General features: G+C 49.8%; 19 protein-coding genes. 11 read left to right on the forward strand and 8 right to left on the reverse strand.

Annotated features, from left to right (window positions below; all coding sequences use genetic code 11):
* Positions 1-14: 14 nt before the first annotated feature.
* Positions 15-212 (reverse strand): putative motility protein, encoded by a 198-nt coding sequence (locus IEW74_RS01405; RefSeq protein ID WP_188660401.1) that lies wholly within the window; start codon positions 210-212, stop codon positions 15-17.
* 448 nt (positions 213-660) lie between these two features.
* Between IEW74_RS01405 and IEW74_RS17475 the strand changes: the two genes are divergently transcribed.
* The 7 genes from IEW74_RS17475 to rodA all read left to right on the forward strand — a co-directional run bounded on the left by IEW74_RS17475 (position 661) and on the right by rodA (position 8,482).
* A complete protein-coding gene (locus IEW74_RS17475) occupies positions 661-783 on the forward strand; it encodes a hypothetical protein (RefSeq protein ID WP_268233793.1) in 123 nt (40 codons plus the stop codon).
* 129 nt (positions 784-912) lie between these two features.
* On the forward strand, positions 913-2,472 hold the full coding sequence (locus tag IEW74_RS01410; RefSeq protein WP_188660403.1) for a 2-isopropylmalate synthase: 1,560 nt from the start codon (positions 913-915) through the stop codon (positions 2,470-2,472).
* 333 nt (positions 2,473-2,805) lie between these two features.
* Positions 2,806-3,846, forward strand: coding sequence for a rod shape-determining protein (locus IEW74_RS01415; RefSeq protein WP_188660406.1), 1,041 nt, complete (start codon positions 2,806-2,808; stop codon positions 3,844-3,846).
* 56 nt (positions 3,847-3,902) lie between these two features.
* On the forward strand, positions 3,903-4,880 hold the full coding sequence (gene mreC, locus IEW74_RS01420; RefSeq protein ID WP_229734199.1) for a rod shape-determining protein MreC: 978 nt from the start codon (positions 3,903-3,905) through the stop codon (positions 4,878-4,880).
* A complete protein-coding gene (gene mreD, locus IEW74_RS01425; protein WP_188660408.1) occupies positions 4,877-5,386 on the forward strand; it encodes a rod shape-determining protein MreD in 510 nt (169 codons plus the stop codon). The genes mreC and mreD overlap by 4 nt, the downstream gene beginning before the upstream one ends.
* Before the next feature lie 21 nt (positions 5,387-5,407).
* Positions 5,408-7,294: a penicillin-binding protein 2 gene (mrdA, locus tag IEW74_RS01430; RefSeq protein WP_188660411.1), complete on the forward strand. Its 1,887-nt coding sequence runs from the start codon at positions 5,408-5,410 to the stop codon at positions 7,292-7,294.
* A gap of 9 nt (positions 7,295-7,303) precedes the next feature.
* Complete coding sequence (gene rodA, locus IEW74_RS01435; RefSeq protein ID WP_373283767.1) at positions 7,304-8,482, forward strand: rod shape-determining protein RodA; 1,179 nt, start codon at positions 7,304-7,306, stop codon at positions 8,480-8,482.
* Between the two features lie 4 nt (positions 8,483-8,486).
* Here the strand turns inward: rodA and greB are convergent, their stop codons facing one another.
* Positions 8,487-8,960, reverse strand: a complete 474-nt coding sequence (greB, locus tag IEW74_RS01440) for a transcription elongation factor GreB (RefSeq protein ID WP_188660414.1) — start codon at positions 8,958-8,960, stop codon at positions 8,487-8,489.
* Positions 8,961-9,027: 67 nt separating this feature from the next.
* Between greB and IEW74_RS01445 the strand changes: the two genes are divergently transcribed.
* The 3 genes from IEW74_RS01445 (at position 9,028) to IEW74_RS01455 (ending at position 11,944) form a co-directional block, all read left to right on the forward strand.
* Positions 9,028-9,579, forward strand: coding sequence for a DUF1190 domain-containing protein (locus IEW74_RS01445; protein ID WP_188660417.1), 552 nt, complete (start codon positions 9,028-9,030; stop codon positions 9,577-9,579).
* A 6-nt stretch (positions 9,580-9,585) separates the two neighbouring features.
* A complete protein-coding gene (locus IEW74_RS01450) occupies positions 9,586-10,746 on the forward strand; it encodes a glutathionylspermidine synthase family protein (protein WP_188660420.1) in 1,161 nt (386 codons plus the stop codon).
* Positions 10,747-10,879: 133 nt separating this feature from the next.
* Positions 10,880-11,944 carry a DUF2336 domain-containing protein gene (locus tag IEW74_RS01455; protein ID WP_188660423.1) on the forward strand — a complete coding sequence of 355 codons (1,065 nt, stop codon included), beginning with the start codon at positions 10,880-10,882 and terminating at the stop codon, positions 11,942-11,944.
* A 4-nt stretch (positions 11,945-11,948) separates the two neighbouring features.
* Here IEW74_RS01455 and IEW74_RS01460 read toward each other — a convergent pair whose 3' ends face one another.
* Positions 11,949-12,740 (reverse strand): hypothetical protein, encoded by a 792-nt coding sequence (locus IEW74_RS01460; protein ID WP_188660425.1) that lies wholly within the window; start codon positions 12,738-12,740, stop codon positions 11,949-11,951.
* A gap of 406 nt (positions 12,741-13,146) precedes the next feature.
* On the opposite strand from IEW74_RS01460, the gene IEW74_RS01465 reads away from it, so the two are divergent.
* Positions 13,147-14,682 carry a YifB family Mg chelatase-like AAA ATPase gene (locus tag IEW74_RS01465; RefSeq protein WP_188660428.1) on the forward strand — a complete coding sequence of 512 codons (1,536 nt, stop codon included), beginning with the start codon at positions 13,147-13,149 and terminating at the stop codon, positions 14,680-14,682.
* 230 nt (positions 14,683-14,912) lie between these two features.
* Here the strand turns inward: IEW74_RS01465 and IEW74_RS01470 are convergent, their stop codons facing one another.
* The 5 genes from IEW74_RS01470 to IEW74_RS01490 all read right to left on the reverse strand — a co-directional run bounded on the left by IEW74_RS01470 (position 14,913) and on the right by IEW74_RS01490 (position 19,506).
* Positions 14,913-16,334 (reverse strand): DEAD/DEAH box helicase, encoded by a 1,422-nt coding sequence (locus tag IEW74_RS01470; protein WP_188660431.1) that lies wholly within the window; start codon positions 16,332-16,334, stop codon positions 14,913-14,915.
* Between the two features lie 295 nt (positions 16,335-16,629).
* Positions 16,630-17,133: a phasin family protein gene (locus tag IEW74_RS01475; protein WP_229734200.1), complete on the reverse strand. Its 504-nt coding sequence runs from the start codon at positions 17,131-17,133 to the stop codon at positions 16,630-16,632.
* Between the two features lie 216 nt (positions 17,134-17,349).
* The gene (gene proC, locus IEW74_RS01480; RefSeq protein WP_188660434.1) at positions 17,350-18,156 is read right to left on the reverse strand and encodes a pyrroline-5-carboxylate reductase; all 807 of its coding nucleotides are present in this window, start codon (positions 18,154-18,156) and stop codon (positions 17,350-17,352) included.
* 1 nt (position 18,157) lies between these two features.
* A complete protein-coding gene (locus tag IEW74_RS01485; RefSeq protein ID WP_188660437.1) occupies positions 18,158-18,886 on the reverse strand; it encodes a lysophospholipid acyltransferase family protein in 729 nt (242 codons plus the stop codon).
* Positions 18,883-19,506: a YdcF family protein gene (locus IEW74_RS01490; RefSeq protein WP_229734201.1), complete on the reverse strand. Its 624-nt coding sequence runs from the start codon at positions 19,504-19,506 to the stop codon at positions 18,883-18,885. The genes IEW74_RS01485 and IEW74_RS01490 overlap by 4 nt, the downstream gene beginning before the upstream one ends.
* Positions 19,507-19,515: the final 9 nt, after the last annotated feature.

Here is a 19,515-nt window from a genome sequence, read left to right on the forward strand (position 1 = left end):
GAAATTGTATAGCCTTAGGCGAGGATATTAATCCCGCCCCGTGCAGCAGCGGCGGCAGAGGCTTTCGCCTGCTCGCTCACTTGTTCCACAAGTGTTGCAGCGGCAGCGGTCTGGCTTTCAATCGCCTGTCGCGTCATCGCGATACTGGCTTCCTGATTATTCGAAGCTTTTTGCATCGCCATGGCAGTCGCGGCAAGTCCGGTAATGTCCATGTTTCAACGTCCTTCTATCGTTTAAAACGCACTTCTGTCGTCTACCACAACAGTAAAACACCGATTGGTCGGAGAGTCAATTTTTTGCGGGGATTGAACAACTCACATAGAAAAACCCTGCACTTGGAGGGGGGGGTATAATAAGCGCAGGGTTTTCTATGTGCATTCAGGGAAGGTGGGGGCAATCCATTCGACTGGAATCGTAAGGAGAGTTATCCCTGAAAATCTCTAGGACCATTTAATACTGGCGATAACAGCCCTAAAGTATGACTTCGAGTGTGAATGTATCATACTTTATATCTATTTCATCCTTTTTTTTGCGAATAATTAAAAAAAATTCTTCGACAAGAATTCAACATACAAGAATTTCTCAAAAAGACGTTGACAGACGACCCCGCAATCCCGTTTTATATAGACAGAGAAAAAATGAACCAAAGGTTTCAATTCCATGACCGCTTTTGAAACAAGCATGATGATCTTAAGTGCAGGCGCTTTGAGCGCGGCCCTGATCGTGCGTTTCTATGGTCAAAAACAACTCTCTCTCCTCCTTGCACGACTTACCCGCCCCTGAGCGAGCCCTGCTTCTTGTCCATGATTTGAAAAAAGTGACCTGAAGCAACGTTCAGGGGATAAGGCTTGTTGCTTTTCCAAGCTGTTTTCACTAATTTTCGTAGCAAATGCCAATTCTAGGATGAGATAGATGACAACCGATTCTAACCGTGTAATTATTTTTGACACCACCTTGCGTGACGGGGAACAATCCCCCGGTGCCTCCATGAACCTGGAAGAAAAACTGCGCATCGCCAGCATACTGGAAGAAATGGGTGTAGATGTCATCGAAGCCGGTTTTCCAATCGCTTCGGAAGGGGATTTTGAATCTGTAAGCGAAATTGCCAAACAGGCCAAAAATGCCAGCATTTGTGGTTTGGCCCGTGCCGCGCGCGGGGATATTGAACGCTGTTTCAATGCCGTTAAGCACGCACCGAAACATCGTATTCATACATTTATTTCCACATCGCCACTGCATATGAAATATAAATTGCAGATGGAACCCGATGCCGTTCTGGCAAAAGTCAAAGAATCCGTCACCTTTGCACGCTCCTTGGTTGAAGATGTCGAATGGTCAGCCGAAGACGGCACCCGAACCGAAGCCGATTTCCTGTGTCGTTGTGTCGAAGCCGCCATTGATGCCGGTGCACGCACCATCAACATCCCCGATACCGTTGGTTATACGGTCCCGGAAGAATATTATGCCCTGATCGATATGTTGATGAACCGCGTTCCCAACATCGACAAAGCAATTATTTCCACCCATTGTCATAATGATCTGGGTTTGGCGGTTGCCAACTCCCTGTCCGCTGTACGTGCTGGTGCGCGTCAGGTGGAATGTACCATCAACGGTCTGGGCGAACGCGCCGGCAATGCCGCCTTGGAAGAAATCGTCATGGCCTTGCGCACCCGCAAAGACTTCCTGCCCTATGATACCGGCATTAAATCCGAATTGATCACACGGGCCTCACGCATGGTGTCAGCCATCACAGGCTTTTCCGTCCAGCCTAACAAGGCCATCGTCGGCAAGAACGCCTTTGCCCACGAATCCGGCATTCATCAGGACGGAATGTTAAAACACGCTGGCACTTACGAGATTATGACACCGGAAAGTGTCGGACTGGATAATGCCAACAAAATCGTCTTGGGCAAACATTCCGGTCGCCATGCGTTTAAAGATAAGCTGTCCGCCTTGGGGTATGAGCTGGGCGACAATGCCTTGAACGATGCCTTCAAACGGTTTAAGGATCTGGCCGATCAGAAAAAAGATGTTTATGACGAAGACATTATCGCCTTGGTCGATGATGAAGTCATGCGCGTCAACGAACGGGTCAAACTGAAACATTTCCAAGTCACTTGCGGCACCCACGTCAAAGAACAAATCGCAGCCCTGGCGATCGAAGTTGATGGGGAAGAGCGCAAAACCATTGCCGCCGGCGATGGCCCGGTCGATGCGGCCTTCAAGGCCATTAAAGAAATTGTGCCCCTGCCGAATGCCCATCTGGAACTGTATCAGGTCCATGCCGTGACCAAAGGAACGGATGCACAGGCCGAAGTCACAGTCCGTCTGGAAGAAGACGGTAAAACCGTCAACGGACGCGGCGCGGATGTGGACACTATGGTCGCTTCCGTCACCGCTTATTTAAACGCGGTGAACAAATTGCTGGTCAAGCGCACCAAAGGTAAACCCGAAGACATCGGTACCATCTAAGCCGCGCGTTAGACATAAACATCCCCCCATTCTTTTTTGGGGGGCGAAAAAGTTAAAAACCGCCTAAATCACGGACACTAAAGGGAGAAAGCCAAGCCTTGTTTTCTCCCTTTTTTGCGGCCCTCATCTTTTATTAACTTCTTTGCTTCATCATGCATGGGTTAAGAAGTGTGCGAAGTCTCGAACTGTTACAAAAAAAATGTTTGCGGCTCGTGATAAGGACTAGTATTGCGGCACGCGACTTCTTATAAAGGTTAATCGGTTTTTCGAAGTATTTTTGAAAAGCCATTTGGGTTATCAGGGCTTGGCCTGCAAAACGAGAGTTGAGGCGAGATGTTTTCAAAACTGTTCGGCGTTCTGTCCGCTGACATGGCAATCGATTTAGGAACCGCAAACACACTGGTTTACGTCAAAGGTAAAGGGATTGTTCTCAACGAACCGTCCGTTGTCGCCATTGCCGATAACATGGGTAAAAAACAGGTTCTTGCCGTTGGTGAAGAAGCCAAGCAAATGCTTGGCCGTACACCGGGTAATATTCAAGCCATTCGCCCTTTGCGCGACGGGGTGATTGCTGATTTTGAAATTGCCGAGGAAATGATCAAGCACTTTATCCGCAAGGTGCATAATCGCCGCAGCTTTGCCGCCCCCTTGGTTGTGATCTGCGTGCCTTCCGGCTCAACCGCTGTTGAACGCCGCGCCATCCAAAATTCTGCTGAAAATGCAGGTGCCCGCAAAGTTATGCTGATCGAAGAACCGATGGCCGCAGCCATTGGTGCAGGCTTGCCTGTGACCGAACCGACCGGTTCCATGGTCGTTGATATCGGCGGTGGGACCACCGAAGTTGCCGTCTTGTCTTTAGGCGGCATTGTTTATGCGCGCTCTGTGCGTGTCGGTGGCGACAAAATGGACGAAGCCATCATCGCCTATATCCGGCGCACGCACAACCTGCTGGTTGGTGAAGGTACCGCAGAACGGATTAAAAAAGAAATCGGGTCGGCTTGCCCGCCGGAAGACGGCGAAGGCCGCACGATGGAAATCAAAGGCCGCGATTTGATGAATGGCGTACCGAAAGAATTGGTCATTTCAGAGCGCGAGATTGCAGAAAGCCTGACAGAACCAGTCGGTGCCATCATCGAAGCCTGCAAAGTCGCCCTTGAAAACACCGCCCCGGAACTGGCGGCCGATATCGTTGATAAAGGCATCGTTCTGACAGGCGGGGCTGGTATGCTGCGCAATCTGGATTTCGTTTTGCGCCATTCCACCGGACTACCGGTTTCCATTGCCGATGATCCACTATCTTGCGTCGCACTGGGTACAGGTCGCTCGCTTGAAGAAATGAAGAAGCTTAAGCACGTCCTGTCTTCTATGTATTAATAAATAAAGCGTTTTAGCTTAAAACGCTTTTGCCTTGAGAATGAGGGAAACATCTTTTGGTAAAGCACGGACCAGGCGCACAAAACCGGGTCGATGTGATCCGAAATCTGCTGCAGAGATTTGCATATCTCGGGCTGATTTTGGCGGCTTTTGCCCTGATGATGCTCGGCAAGGCCGAAACGGTCATTGTCGAAGAAGCCCGCGCCCGCATTAACGATGCTTTTGCCCCCATTCTCGAAGCGGTTGCGGAACCGGCAGAAACCGTGCGCGGTTATCTGGCTGAAGCGCGGCAATTTTTAGCCGTGCATGAAGAAAACCAACGCCTGAGCGAAGAAAACAAACGTTTGTTAAAATGGCAAACCGTTGCCCGTCAGGTTGAGAGTGAAAACGCCGTTCTGCGCGAACTACTGAAATTTGAAGTGGGGCCGCAAGCCACTTACAAAACCGCTCGCGTCATTTCCGATGATGGCGGGATTTTCTCGGAAAGCATGCTGGTTTATGCCGGTGTTCGCGAAGGGGTGAAAAACGGACAAGCCGTTGTCACGGGTGAAGGCCTTGTCGGTCGCATTGCCGGTGTTGCCTATCGTTCCGCCCGTATCCTGCTTTTATCCGATTTGAACTCCCGCATTCCGGTCATGATCGAAAGCTCACGCGCGCGCGGGATTATGATTGGTCGCAACGAAGAAAAACCCATTTTAAGTAAACTGCCGCCCGGCACCATTGTATCCCCGGGTGATCGCATCGTGACATCCGGTCATGGCGGTGCTTTCCCGCAAGGTATTCCTGTTGGTCAAGTTTCCTCTGTCAGCGATAAAGCGATCGAGGTTACGTTGTACGTCGACAGTTCCCGTCTTGAGATCGTGCGCATTATTGATTACGGATTGGATGGCATTTTGGACCGTGACCGTTTAAGAACCGATCTTCCCAAAAATGACCTTCCTGCGAAACCGGTTGCACAACCCGTTCATACACCGATTGAAATGCGCACGGTTGTGCCAAAACCGGGGACAGAAAGGAGACCGTCAGAGCCATGAAACCGGGTTTTTGGCAGCGTCTGGATTTATGGGCGCGCAATATCTCTCCGGTGGGGTTGTCGGTCGTTCTTATTTTGCTTAGCGTCATTCCCACCCATATTCCGGGATACGGGTCCATCGTACCCCAATTGGCATTGATGGGCATTTTTCACTGGACCGTTTTTCGCCCCGACCTGTTGCCGATCATTGCCGTTTTCGCCATTGGCATTCTGCAAGATGCGTTAAGCGGTGCACCGATGGGATTAAACACGATTGTTTACCTCACTGTATTCGGTGTCGTTTTAGGGCAACGCCGTTTCTTTTTGGGGAAAACCTTCTGGGTGGAATGGCTGGGGTTTAGCATCATCGCGGCCGGGGCCGCGCTGCAAGCCTGGTTGTTACTATCCGCCTATCACATGCATGTTCTTGTCCCCGGCCCGGTCTTTTTTCAATACCTTATGACCATTGGATTTTACCCTCTTCTGGCGTGGCTTATGGGCCGCTGGCAACGCAGTATTTTACGATAATAAAAAAAGGAACCCGTTTAAATGCATCGCAGTTCGGACAGATCAAAACTCTTCAGCAGGCGTGCGGCCGTCCTTGGCGGTGGCAAGCTGGTTTTGATGTCTGCACTGGTCGGGCGCATGTATTATCTGCAAGTCGTCGAAGCCCCGCGTTTCAAAACAATGGCGGAAGAAAACCGCATTTCCATCCGTCTGTTACCGCCGCCACGCGGCAATATTGTGGATCGTTTTGGCGAAGAACTGGCTGTCAATGAACAAAACTACCGGGTCATCATCACCGCCGAAGATACCAATGGCAACCCCAAGGGGACGCTGGATACATTGGGTCAAATCATCGAAATCGGTGAAAAAGAAAAAAACAAAATCCTGAAAGAAATCAAACGCAAACGCAGCTTTGTCCCCGTCACTGTGCGCGAAAACCTGACATGGGAAGAAGTCGCACAGATCGAAGTCAACACACCGGACCTTCCCGGCAGTGAAATTGATGTCGGTCAGACCCGCCATTATCCAAAAGGCAATTACAGTGCGCATGTTCTGGGCTATGTGGCTTCTGTTACCGAACGTGATGCCAAAGACGACCCTTTATTGGAATTACCCGGTTTTCGAATCGGGAAGTCCGGCATCGAAAAACTGCATGATCTAAAGCTACGCGGCACGGGTGGTACCTCTCAGGTTGAAGTCAACGCACTGGGTCGTGTGATTCAGGAAGTCCAGCGCCAAGACGGAGAACCCGGCGCAGAAATCACCCTGACACTGGATGCCGGATTACAGGAAATGGTCGCCGAACGTCTCGGCGAAGAAGCCGCAGCGGCTGTTGTTCTGGATATCCATACCGGCGAAGTTCTTTCGATGGCGTCCAGCCCGACATATGACCCAAATGCCTTTAATCGCGGGTTATCCCATAAGGAATGGCAAAACCTGATCACCAATCCACGCGGCCCTCTGACCAACAAAGCCATTGCCGGGCAATATGCCCCCGGTTCCACCTTTAAAATGGTTGTCGCCTTGGCCGCCCTTGAAAAAGGGGTTATCACTCCTTCACAGGAAATCTATTGCCCCGGTCACATGGAACTGGGCAACGCACGTTTTCACTGCTGGAAAAGAGGCGGGCACGGTCATGTCAATATGGAAGAAGCCCATATGCATTCCTGCGATGTCTATTTCTATGAAATTGCCAAACGCACCGGGATTAACCGCATACACGATATGGCACGTCGCCTCGGCATTGGCGAATTAAACGGCATTGACCTGCCCGGCGAACGCACCGGTTTGATGCCATCGCGGGACTGGAAGCTGGCCACCATCGGGGCACCGTGGCAAGGCGGGGAAACCCTGATTACCGGTATCGGTCAAGGGTACGTCTTGGCCACCCCGTTACAACTGGCTGTGATGACGGCACGCATTGTCAGCGGGACCAAAATCATTCCGCATCTGACACGTAAAATCACCACCAGTGATGCGGTCGAGGTCCCGGTCCGCACCACATTCGAGCCACTAGGCATTTCACAAGCCCATTTAAAAATCGTGCAGCGCGGTATGAATGCCGTTACCAATATCCCCGGTGGAACAGCCTTTCGTTCGCGCATCAAGGAAGCTGAATTCGCAATGGCCGGTAAAACCGGGACCGCACAGGTTCGCCGCATTTCCAAATCCGAGCGGGACACACGGGTGTTGAAAAATGATGAACTGCCGTGGGAACTGCGTGATCACGCCCTGTTTGTCGCCTTTGCCCCTTATAACAACCCGCGCTACGCGGTTTCTGTTGTGGTTGAGCATGGCGGATCGGGGTCAAAAACGGCGGCACCGATTGCCCGCGACATTCTGCTGGAAGCCCAAAGACGAGAATCTGCACGCGGTGAATTATTGGTCCCCACCAAAACCACCCCTAAAAAAAATGAAAAGGAGGCGTAAGGACACACCATGATGACACGCTATCGCCTCGGGCAAGATAAACTCACGCTAGGTCGCAAAATTCTCGAATTAAATTGGGGGTTTGTTCTTTTACTGATTTTAACGGCCTGCGTGGGATTTGCCATGCTTTATTCGGCGGCCTCACCCGACCCGGATGTCCCCGGTTCGATCGGCAGTTGGGATCCTTGGGCAAAACGTCAACTCATCCGTTTTATCGGCGGCATGGGCATCATGTTTATTGTCGCGCTAACCGATATCCGCATCTGGTTGCGATACTCCTATATCCTTTATTTCATTGCGCTTGGTTTATTGATCGGCGTTGAAGTCAAAGGGTCAATAGGGATGGGTGCACAACGCTGGATCAGTCTGGGCTTTTTCCAGCTTCAACCATCGGAGTTGATGAAAATCACACTTGTACTGGCACTGGCACGTTATTTCCATGGCCGCAGCCTTGAAGAAATTCAAAGCATTCCCTATCTGTTTGTACCTTTATTTATGGTCGCGGCCCCTTCTGTCTTAATTTTGCGCCAACCCGATCTCGGGACAACCTTGATGCTGATTCTCGGCAGTGGTGTAATTTTCTTCCTTGCCGGTGTGCGTCTATGGAAGTTTATCCTTGTCGGCACATCTGCCTTGGCCGCCATTCCCGTGGCGTGGCAGTTCCTGCATACTTATCAGAAAAAACGTGTTCTCACCTTTTTAAACCCGGAAAATGACCCTCTGGGGGCTGGCTACCACATTATGCAATCCAAAATCGCATTCGGGTCCGGCGGCATTGCTGGCAAGGGATTTGGATTGGGATCACAAAGTCACCTTAACTTCTTACCGGAAAAACAAACCGACTTTATTTTCACCATGCTGGCAGAAGAACATGGTCTCATCGGTGGGCTGGCGGTTATGGGGCTATACCTGTTGTTATTGATCTATGGCTATGCGATTGCCATGCGTTCGCGTAATAATTTTGGCCGTCTGGTTGCGTTGGGTGTCACGACAACCTTTTTCCTGTATGTCTTCATTAATATGGGAATGGTGATGGGCCTTTTGCCGGTCGTTGGCGTTCCGTTGCCGTTGATTTCATATGGCGGAACGGTCATGATTTCCATCCTCTTCAGCTTCGGCCTGTTGCTCAGTGTTTCAATCCACAAGGATGTCACCATCTCGCGCAAGGGTGAACACGAAGACCTTTAACCAATCAATACCGGATTTCGAGAATTTCCAGTTCATCGTCGCCTTTTGGGGTTTTGACTGTTACCAAATCCCCGACACGCGCTTTCATCAACGCACGCGCAACAGGTGAGATCCAACTGATCAGGCCATTGGTCGAATCGACTTCATCTTCCCCGACGATGCGGATGCTGACTTTTTCTTCGCGGTCATTTTCATAAACAACAAATGCCCCGAAAAAAATCTGATCCCGATTGGTTTGTTCTTCCGGGTTGACCACAACCGCAGCCTCTATACGCTTTGTTAAAAAACGCACCCGTCGGTCAATTTCACGCAAACGGCGCTTACCGTACTGGTAATCGGCATTTTCCGATCGATCACCATTGCCGGCCGCCCATGTGACAACCTTGACCACCTCGGAACGTTCCACCGACCAAAGCTGATGTTTCTCGTCTTTTAACGTTTGCAAGCCTTGCGGCGTTATATAATTCGGTCTTTCCATGGAACTTTCACTTGTGTGTTTCTCTTTTCCTACTAGATTAAGACCCAAAGGTCAAAACAGGTGTGATATGAAACGTTCCAAATCTTTAAAACTTGCCCTGATGGGCGCGACAATCCTTACCATGAGTGCTTGCGACAGCGGCAATGAAGTTGCGGCTATTTTCGAAGATGTCGATGAATGTGCACGTTATGAAGGACAGGATCTGGATCAATGCCGCCAAGGGTTTGAACAGGCTGCGGCTGAACATATCCGCACAGCACCCAAATATACCTCCGTCGAAGATTGCCAAGCTGATTTTGGTAATGAAAATTGCGAACAAGCCCCCATGCAAACCACATCAGGCGGGTCGGTTTTCATGCCGATGATGATGGGTTATATGATGGGGTCTATGCTCAGTGGCGGAACGCGTTCCAACGTCGCAACCCAACCGCTCTATCGTTCAAAAGACGACCCGAAAAGCTTCCGCACGGGGGACAATCAAAAAGTTGCCACCCAAACCGGTGTGCAAAAAGTCCCGTCAAATGTTACGAAAAGCCCAAGCACGAAAACCTCGACCCTGCGTCGCGGTGGTTTTGGCTCCACCGCCGCCCGTATGAGCACCCGCAGTTTCGGCGGATAAGAAATCATGCATCGTATCCGCATTGAAGAACGTCCAAACTGGCAACAATTGGCGAAGGAAGTCGGCTTTCATTTTCATACAATCGACGGCGAACGCTATTGGGATGAAAGTGCCTGTTATCGATTTACACTGGATCAAATTGAAAACCATATCGAAGACCCGACTGCGGAACTCGAACACATGTGTTTTCAGGTTGTGGACCGGGTCGTTCAGGATGAAGCCTTGTTGCAGAAACTCGCCATCCCGCATTCTTACTGGGATTATGTGCGCCAAAGCTGGCAAAACCGTGAAAAAAATTTATATGGCCGTATGGATTTTTCCTATGACGGACAATCCCCTGCCAAGCTTTTGGAATATAATGCCGACACACCAACTTCCCTTTATGAAAGTGCCGCTTTTCAATGGGTCTGGATGGAACAGGCCATGGAACAAGGGTTGATCCCGCCCGATTGCGATCAATTTAACTCCATTCACGAAGCCCTTATCGGTGCTTTTGCCAATATGAACCTTCAAAGCCCCCTGCATGTTGCCTCCAGCCAAGGAAGTCTGGAAGACGAAGGCACCGTTCTTTATCTGGAAGAATGCGCAACCCAAGCCGGTCTTCAGACCCATTTCATTCATATGGAAGAAATCGGAATTGATGAAAAAGGCCGACTAACCGATTTACAGGACAATGTCATTCATACCCTGTTCAAGCTTTATCCGTGGGAATGGATGATGCAGGAAGAATTCGGCAAAGCCATGCCAACATCCGGGACCACCTTTATCGAACCGGCGTGGAAAAGCATTCTCTCCAATAAAGGATTGTTGCCTCTGTTGTGGGAGATGTTTGAAGGTCATCCCAATCTTCTCCCAGCGTATTTTGCAAATGATCCCAAGGCCCATATGGTCGGGGATACCTTTGTCCGCAAACCCCTTCTGTCTCGCGAAGGCGCCAATGTCAGCATTCACCGTGCAGGTGAATCTTTGGAAAACGTTGAGGGACCTTACGGGGCAGAAGGCATGATCGTACAAGCCTTACATCCGCTCCCCGTTTTTGAAGGAAATCACACTGTCATTGGCAGTTGGCTGGTGGCCAGCCAACCCTGTGGCATCGGGATTCGCGAAGATAACAGCGCCATTACCAAAGATAGCTCGCGATTTGTACCACATGTGATTCGAGACTGACCCCCGGTTAAAGAATTGAAAAAAATTACACTGCTGTGCGCGTCATCACATAAATTCTTTCGTTTTAATTCTACTATAGGGAATAAATTAGAATTTTGATATAATAGGCGAGGCAGCATTAAGGGATATGGTCATGGCGGAGATTACATTAAATGATGTGAAGTTGCTTGACGGTGACAGTTCGCCGGCGCGACGGGCTGTGCTCGCACAGAAACTGGCAAATGATCTGAAAAATAAAACCTTATCCGAAACCGAATATGATCTTGCCATTGCGATCTGCCAAAAACTGGCCGACGATGTCGATACCACCGTTCGCAGCTCTTTATCTCAAGCCCTCAAAACCAATAATGACATTCCCAAGGATTTGGCTCTGTCTCTGGCCAAAGACGTGCTTGAAGTCAGCCTTCCCATGCTGGAATTCAGCAACTTACTGGAAGACAACGATCTTATAGACATTATCCATACAGGCGATACTGATCGTCAAATGGCGATTTCTCATCGCCCAACCCTCAGCCCGACCTTGACCCACAGTTTATGTGAAGCGGGTAACGAGGCGGTTGTGGAAAGCACCTTAAAAAATGAAGGGGCTGCCTTTGAAGACAATACCTATGAGCTTGTCCTGCAACGTTTTGAAAAAAACGAAGCCATTCATGCTGGCCTGGCGATGCGCCATCAGCTGCCGCCCCATATCATTGACCTGTTGGTCGATGTCATCAGCGACCAGTTAAAAGCCTACCTCCTAAGCCACCAGAAACTGTCCCCTGTTCTGATCGAACGTGTGGTGCTGGAATCCCGTGAAGATGCCAAACGCCGCTTGTTACATGATCCGCGCTCAAAACGCGACGCAGAGAAACTCGTTCTCGCCATGAATAAGCAGGGAAAACTGACCCCGGAACTGATCTTCCGTGCCCTGGAAATCGGGGACCGTCCTTTCTTTGAATATGCGATGGCACACCGTGTCGGAATTGATATTCAAGCCGCCCGGACTTTGATTAAAGACCCCGGTGCAAAAGGCTTTGCCGCCCTTTATAAAAAGGCCGATCTGCCGCGCAAAGACTTTAGTGCAATTAACTATCTCGTCGATGTGGAATATCGCAGTCATAGCCACCGCCCGATTACAGCACGTGAAAAACGTGAGACACCGGAAAGCTGGTTGACAGAAACAGAGACAAAAAAGAAGAAGTGGCGTTTATTTTAGGAAGCTAGCCAAACAGCTTATCAATATCGTCTTGTGAAACATCTTGTCCTGCGGGTGGATTTTCCACCTTGGGCTTTGTTGCTTTCGGTGCGGCAGGTTGATCGAACATACTGTCAATATCGTCCTGCGAAACCGCGCCATCAGAGGCAGGCAGCGGTGTTTTTGCCGCAGGCGTTGCCGGTTGGTCAAACATGCTGTCTATATCATTTTGCGATACCGCCTGCCCTACCTTTGGCGAGTTATCCCCACCGAACAAAGCATCAATATCATCTTGCGACACTTCGTGCCCACTGACTTGCGGGCCATGCATCGCAATATCACCATCGCGCATCCCAATAACATCTTCGATGGTTTCATCATTATCGACCGGCATTTCACCAAGGCCTTCGCGCCCGACAATATCAACCAGACTATCCAGCGTGCCTTCCAGACGATTCATAATGCGCACAATTTTCGAAATGCGCTGCCCCGTCAAATCATGGAAAGAGCAAGATTCAAAGATTTTATTGGTGCTGTCCTGAATCGCATTCAAAGAAACCTGCGCCGGTTCATATTTAATATTGGCACTCAGTTCATCCACGTTGGATAAAATATCTTCTGCGGACTCCATAATCGTGTTCGTTGCGTCTTCTGTTGTCTCACAGATCGTGTTGAGCTGTTCTGCCACCGTATTGAAATGATCAACCGGAGATTTCGGATGTCGAATAGATGCCAACTCAGCCTTGATCTTTGTAATATAACGTACCAGATGATGAATCTGCTCCGCCAATACGGTTAGTTGCTCACCGCTTTGCATTCAAATCTCCTTTAGTCGCTCTCTCTCAAGACAGCCACGAACATTGCATAGACAACGGCACCTATCATACGCGCAACAGGATAGCGCGTACAAGTGCCGCAAATTCTTTTTTTCTGCAAAAGATCGCCTAATGGTGTTTGTGCTTAATGCAAATACCATTAAAGATATGCCATATCGTGTAAGGACTCACAGAATGTCATAAAAGAATATTATATTCAGAGTTGAAATTGTATGTTTTTGAACAGTTGGCTTAGCCAACAAAAAATAAAACCGCTCTCTCCCTTTCATAACCCTCTCAAATACACAACCGTCATCCTCGCGAAAGCGGGGATCCAGTTATGGGTTGCCCCTATTTCTGGATTCTCAATCAGGGTGGGAATGACATATTTGGTTTGAGGGACATACAATGACCGCACGTATCACCACCGTCACGTTCCAAGGCATCGACGTTATCGAAGTCGAGGTTCAGGTTTCCATTACCACCGGCCTTCCCGCCCTCAACATCGTTGGATTGGCGGATAAAGCGGTGTCAGAAGCCCGTGAGCGGGTGCGCGCGGCCCTGAGTGCTTTGGGATTGTCGCTGCCGCCCAAACGCATCACGGTTAATCTGTCACCTGCCGATCTTGCCAAGGAAGGGTCGCATTTTGATCTCCCCATCGCGCTGGGTTTACTGGCGGCAATGGATGTCCTGAATGAAGAAGACCTCAGCCCCTTTATTGTCTTGGGGGAACTGGCATTGGATGGGCGGCTTTCCCCTGTCACCGGTGTTTTACCTGCGGCCATCCATGCTCAAGTAAAGGATCGCAATATTCTGTGTCCCAACCCCCAAGGCGGTGAAGCGGTTTGGGCGGGGGATCTGGATGTGGTTGCGCCCAACAATCTCTTGGAATTGGTCAATCATTTTAAAGGTCGGCAAGTGCTGAGCCGTCCCAAACCTGTTCGCGTTCAAAAACAAGACGGTCCGGCCCATCTGGATTTGCGCGATATTCGTGGACAGGAAAGTGCCAAGCGTGCCTTGGAAGTTGCCGCAGCCGGAAATCACAACTTGCTGTTTTGCGGTCCCCCCGGTGCCGGAAAATCCATGCTGGCCCGCCGCCTGCCCGGTATTTTACCCCCCTTGGATGCGCAAGAAGCCTTGGAAGTTTCCATGATCCATTCCATCGCCGGAACCTTGCCCGAAGGGGGATTGATGATCCAACGCCCCTTTCGCGACCCACATCATTCGGCTTCCATGCCGGCATTGATCGGCGGTGGCCACCGGGTGCGTCCCGGGGAAGTCTCCCTCGCCCATCTTGGCATTTTGTTTTTGGATGAATTACCGGAATATAACCGCACCGCCCTTGAGGCCTTGCGACAGCCGCTGGAAAGCGGGCGCGCTGAAATTGCCCGCGCCAATGCCCATATATCCTATCCTGCGCGCGTCCAATTAATCGCAGCCATGAACCCATGTCGATGCGGTCATCTGGATGATGCGGCGCTGGCTTGTTCCCGTGCACCAAAATGTGCGGAAAGTTACCGGGATAAAATATCCGGCCCCTTGCTGGATCGCATCGATATTCATCTGGATGTCCCGGCGGTCAATCCAACCGATTTGCATTTACCACCCCCCCAAGAAGGAACGCTGGACGTGCGCCAGCGCGTGTTACAGGCCCGCACGATACAGAAAGACCGTTATAAGAATCACGGCATTCGCACCAATGCGGAAGCCGATGGTGAATTCTTGCTGAAAATCGCCACACCGGACAAAGCCGGACAAAATCTGTTATTGGAAGCCACAAAAAAACTGCGTCTTTCTGCACGCGGGTATCATCGGGTTTTACGGGTCGCGCGTACCTTGGCCGACTTATCCGGCAGTGATCAGGTTCAGGTTGAACATATCGGGGAAAGTCTGTCTTATCGGCCCAACATGACCCGCAAAAAGAACACGGCTCAGTTGCCATAAAAAAAAGCCCGCATGAAAACGGCCTCAGGCTGCTGACAAAGTGTTTTAGTAAATAATTGTCCAAAAGCCATCACCCCGCACTTGATACAGGATCCATTTAAAATGAATAGGTTAAACGTTACTCATTGAGCAAAGATGGATCCCCGATCAGGGTCGGGGATGACAGTTTAGGGGCTTTGTCGATAATCCGAGGCCGCATGAAAGCGGCCTTTTCAAATATATTTTAATGCTTAAGCGGCGCGACGACCTGCAATATTCGGTGTCTTGCGTTGGACTTTTTTCGGTCCGCGCTTTTTAAATCCACCTTCGGTTTTTTTCTTGAAACCACCATCGGATTTCTTTTTAAAGCCACCTTCCGTCTTTTTCTTAAAGCCGTCTTCCGCTTTTTTCGGGCCTTTGGCAAAGGTGCGTTTTTTACCTGTACCACCACCACCGAAGCGACGGCGTTTTTGATCGCCGTTTGCCTTAAACGGAATTGGGTCCTGATGATAAGGATGTTCGGATTCAACATCAACGCGTTGCTGAATGGTGCGTTCAATGGCTTGCAACAGATCGCCTTCACCATCGGTACAGAAAGACAGGGCAACACCGCTTTGACCGGCACGACCTGTACGACCGATACGGTGGACATAAGCATCGCCTTCCAACGGCATATCATAGTTAATGACGTGCGAAATATCGGCAACATCAATACCGCGTGCCGCGACATCGGTCGCCACCAACAATTCGATATCACCATTACGGAAGGCGCGCAGAACACGTTGACGTGCAGCCTGTTGACGATCCCCATGAATGGTATCGGTTTTATGACCGCGTTCTTTCAGGTTATCACACAAACGGTCTGCCATCGCTTTTGTACGTGTAAAGATCAGCACTTTTTTCAAAGTCGGATCATCCAGCAGATGATCCAGCAATTTCGGCTTGTCTTTCTGTTTCATGTGCATGACACGGTGATCAATTGTGTTGGCGACAGAATTTTCACGTGCGGCTTCGACCATTTTCGGTGAAACCAGAACACCGCTTGCCAAGCCGCGAACCTGTTTAGACATGGTCGCCGAAAACATAACGGTTTGTTTTTCTGCCGGCATGGAGGCCGCGACTTTTCGGACATCGTGGATAAAGCCCATATCAAGCATACGGTCAGCTTCGTCCAAAATGAAGGTATGAACATCATCACATTTAATGGAACCGCGTTCCATATGGTCCATCAACCGGCCCGGTGTCGCCACAACAATGTGGACACCACGTTGCAATTGTTGCAATTGCTGGCGATAGGGGGAACCGCCATAAATAACCGTATGGAAAACTTTTTGGCCTTTGGTAAAGGAGCGAATTGCCACCCCTATCTGTTGGGCCAGTTCCCGTGTCGGCGCCAAAATAATACAGCGCGGTTTTCCAGCGGCTGTTTTTTCGTTTTCTGCCAACAGGCGATGAACCAAAGGCAGCACAAAGGCCGCTGTTTTACCGCCGCCTGTTTGAGCAACACCCATCAGATCGTGGCCGTTCATCAAATGCGGAATAGCTTTATCTTGAATATGTGTCGGCGTATCGAAGCCTTGTTTGGCAATAGCGTCGAGCAAAGGTTGGGCAAGGCCCAACATATCAAATGTGGTCACAGTTTTACGTTCCTGTATCATCTGCGGTTTCGTCACCCTAAAATGCGTCCTGGTGACATCTAAAATTCCGCACATGATGCCCAGATCGGGGCAAGGGAACGCGACCGGCACCGCTTAAAAGCGATACTCCTGCTGCACACAGGACTGACAGATTTCTGCCACGGGCACGTGCATTAACTTTGCACGCACGGAAACAACGTGAGGCGGCTTATCCGCCTTTTTCCCCGAAATGTCAAGAAAAGCTTGCAGCTTTCACCAGACAAAAAAAGAGGCTGCCTCTCGATAATCCACAAGACAGCCCCAATTCTAACCTTACAGGGGGGAAGGTTAATTATTTTTTCAGCTTGAGAACTTGCTCTTTAACTTCGTCAAGAGACTCAGTGAAACGAGAGTGGATTGTTTCAAAAGCTTCTGTGTTGGATTTACCAGCCATTTCGGCCAGTTCACGCATGTTGGACAATGCTTTTTCAATCGCTTCTTTCACCAGGTCTGTTTGCTGGGCCACTTTATCTTGCGGCTCACCGGCAACAGACAGGTCTTTGAACGTTGCCTGCATTTCTTCCATCGCTTGACCGAGGATTTCAGCCTGACGTTTGAAAACAGCCTGCATGCCTTCCAAAGCAACTTTGTTGGCTTGTGCAAGTGCTTCTACGTTTTTGCGCTGGCTTTCCATAATGACGTTACCGTCAACACCGGGGATTTTGTATTCAGAGAACGCTTTTGAAAAGTCGCCCATGAATTTTTGCGGGTCGAATTCGCTCATCAGTTTTGTCGGGTCGAAATCGCCGAACATTTTAGAAGCGTCAAAAGCGAACGGATTAGCTTGTTTGGTCATTGGGTTTGCTCCAATAAAGAATGATAAGGTTGCTGCACTGCAATATTTCTAAGCTCAATATGGTATAATGCTACCTAAGAGTCAACCTCTTTTTGTGCAGTGCACAAAAAATATTTTAACCCTCTCATGGTAACGCTTTTGCTTACCTTATAAGGCTTTGATTTATTACGCTTTACAGAAAAATGATCTTTCTATGACATTGGAAAAAAAGCTGGATCACCCTGCCAGTTCCTTGGAACGTTGCGTTGCAGCATCAACGGCACGTGCCATCGGTTGTCCGATTCCATCTTCCCCCATCAAAACTTCAAGGGCCGCCTGTGTCGTTCCCCCCGGTGAGGTCACATTCTTGCGCAGCTCTGCCGCATCAATCCCGCTTTGACGCATCAGCTCACCGGCCCCGGCAACCGTTGCCCGCGCCAACTGGGTGGCAAGATCTTGGGACAATCCTGCCTGAATGCCAGCTTGGGTTAAACATTCTGTCATATAGAACACATAGGCCGGACCGGACCCGGACACGGCGGTCACCGGGTCCATAAGGGCTTCGTCATCAACCCACGCCACTTCGCCAATGGCTTCCAGAAGCTTGCTGCATTCGGTTTTGGCCCCATCGCTTACATGAGGATTGGCGCATGCCACACTGATCCCGCGCCGCACCGCCGCCGGCGTGTTGGGCATGACACGCACAATCGCGGCATCCTGTCCCAGAATATTTTCAAAATAAGATAGGGTTTTTCCGGCAGCAATAGACAGGAACGTTGTGTTTGTCGCAAATCGTTTACAAGCTTGGGCCGCAGCATCCATCCCTTGCGGTTTTACCGCCAACAACACAATATCGGCCGAAAAATCTTCTTCAATTTTGGCAATGTCATCATAAACAACCACACCATGACGTTGGCGCAAGGCTTGGGCGTTTTCCTCAGAATGTTCCACGATGCGAATATCTTCAGCCGCAATCCCCTGATCGAGCCAGCCTGCCAGCATCGCACCGCCCATCTTACCGCAACCGACCAAAACGATACCCATTTTATTGTTCTCCTGCTTTCAGTCCCTCGGCTTCCAGTTCCGAAGTTTTTGTTTCGATGCGTTCCTGCAAGGTTGCCATAAATTCACGGCGTTTCAGGCCCGGTTCAATCGGCGGCATAATTTCCATGATAATTTTACCCGGTTTTTTCAGGAAACTACGCCGCCCCCAATACAGGCCGGAGTTCAACCCGACCGGAATAACCGGCATGCCTGTTTGGGTGTAAATCGCGGCGATACCGGGATGATATGTCCCCGGCTCCCCCGGGGCTGAGCGTGTCCCTTCCGGGAAAATCACAACATTACGGTCTTCTGCCAAGGCCTTTTTAACATCAGCAACCATGTTTTTCAGGGCACTTGCCCCGGCAGAACGGTTCACGGCAATATGTCCGCTGCGTTTTACATACCAGCCATAAAAGGGGATTTTCAGTAATTCTTCTTTTAAAATATATGCCGTTCGAAGACGCAACAGAACAAAAATTGCTGTATCCCAGGCAGATTGGTGCTTACAGGCAATAATCCCGCCCGCTTTGGGTAGGTTTTCAAGTCCCCGAATTTCATAATCAATCCCGGTGATATGACGCATCCCCCACATAACATAACGCGTCCAAAACTGGGAACCCTTGCGCATTTCCTGTGAAGAAAAAGGTAACAACACAAGCAAAATTAATGCGATGACCCCTGTGCCGCCAAAAAGATAAATGTTAAATAATACAGATCGAATAAATGTCATTTCAATATCTCAAGATCAGTTTGTCGCGCCAGTTCCTGACGCAGCCAGACCAGTAAAAATTTGTTATATTCACCAACCATCAGAGCTGCCGTTCCCGGCCAACGCCACCATTGATCGACTTTCACATGTTCAGGAAAGACCGGATGCGCAATCAGCCGGACCTGAGGCATGGAAAAAGAAAACTCCAACAGGCTGCGCGGCATATGATAGTTCGCCGTCACCAATCGTAAAGACTTAAATCCGGTTTTTTTAATCCAGTGCTCTGTTTCCTTGGCATTGCCCCGCGTGCTGTCGGCTTCGTGTCCAATATCAATGCAACATTCAAGCTCTTGCGGGGCACTTTTGGACAAGGCAAGTAATTCTTCAAGCTCCACCCCACGATAAACGCCGGAGATCAGTAGCTTTTGGGCTTTCTTTTGTGTCAAAAGGGTCATGCCCGTATTCAAACGCTCCGTCCCGCCGGTCAGCACAACAATACCATCCGTTGTGGTATAATCATCTTCCACCAGTCGCGGCACTTGATCCATAAAAACAATAAACCCGCCGGACCAGACCAAACAGGTCAAAATACAAAAAATTGCCAATGGACCGAAAAGTCGGCGTTTTTTTTGAGGTAACATCCGCACCAT

Source organism: Terasakiella brassicae, assembly GCF_014641495.1.
Taxonomy (GTDB): domain Bacteria; phylum Pseudomonadota; class Alphaproteobacteria; order Rhodospirillales; family Terasakiellaceae; genus Terasakiella; species Terasakiella brassicae.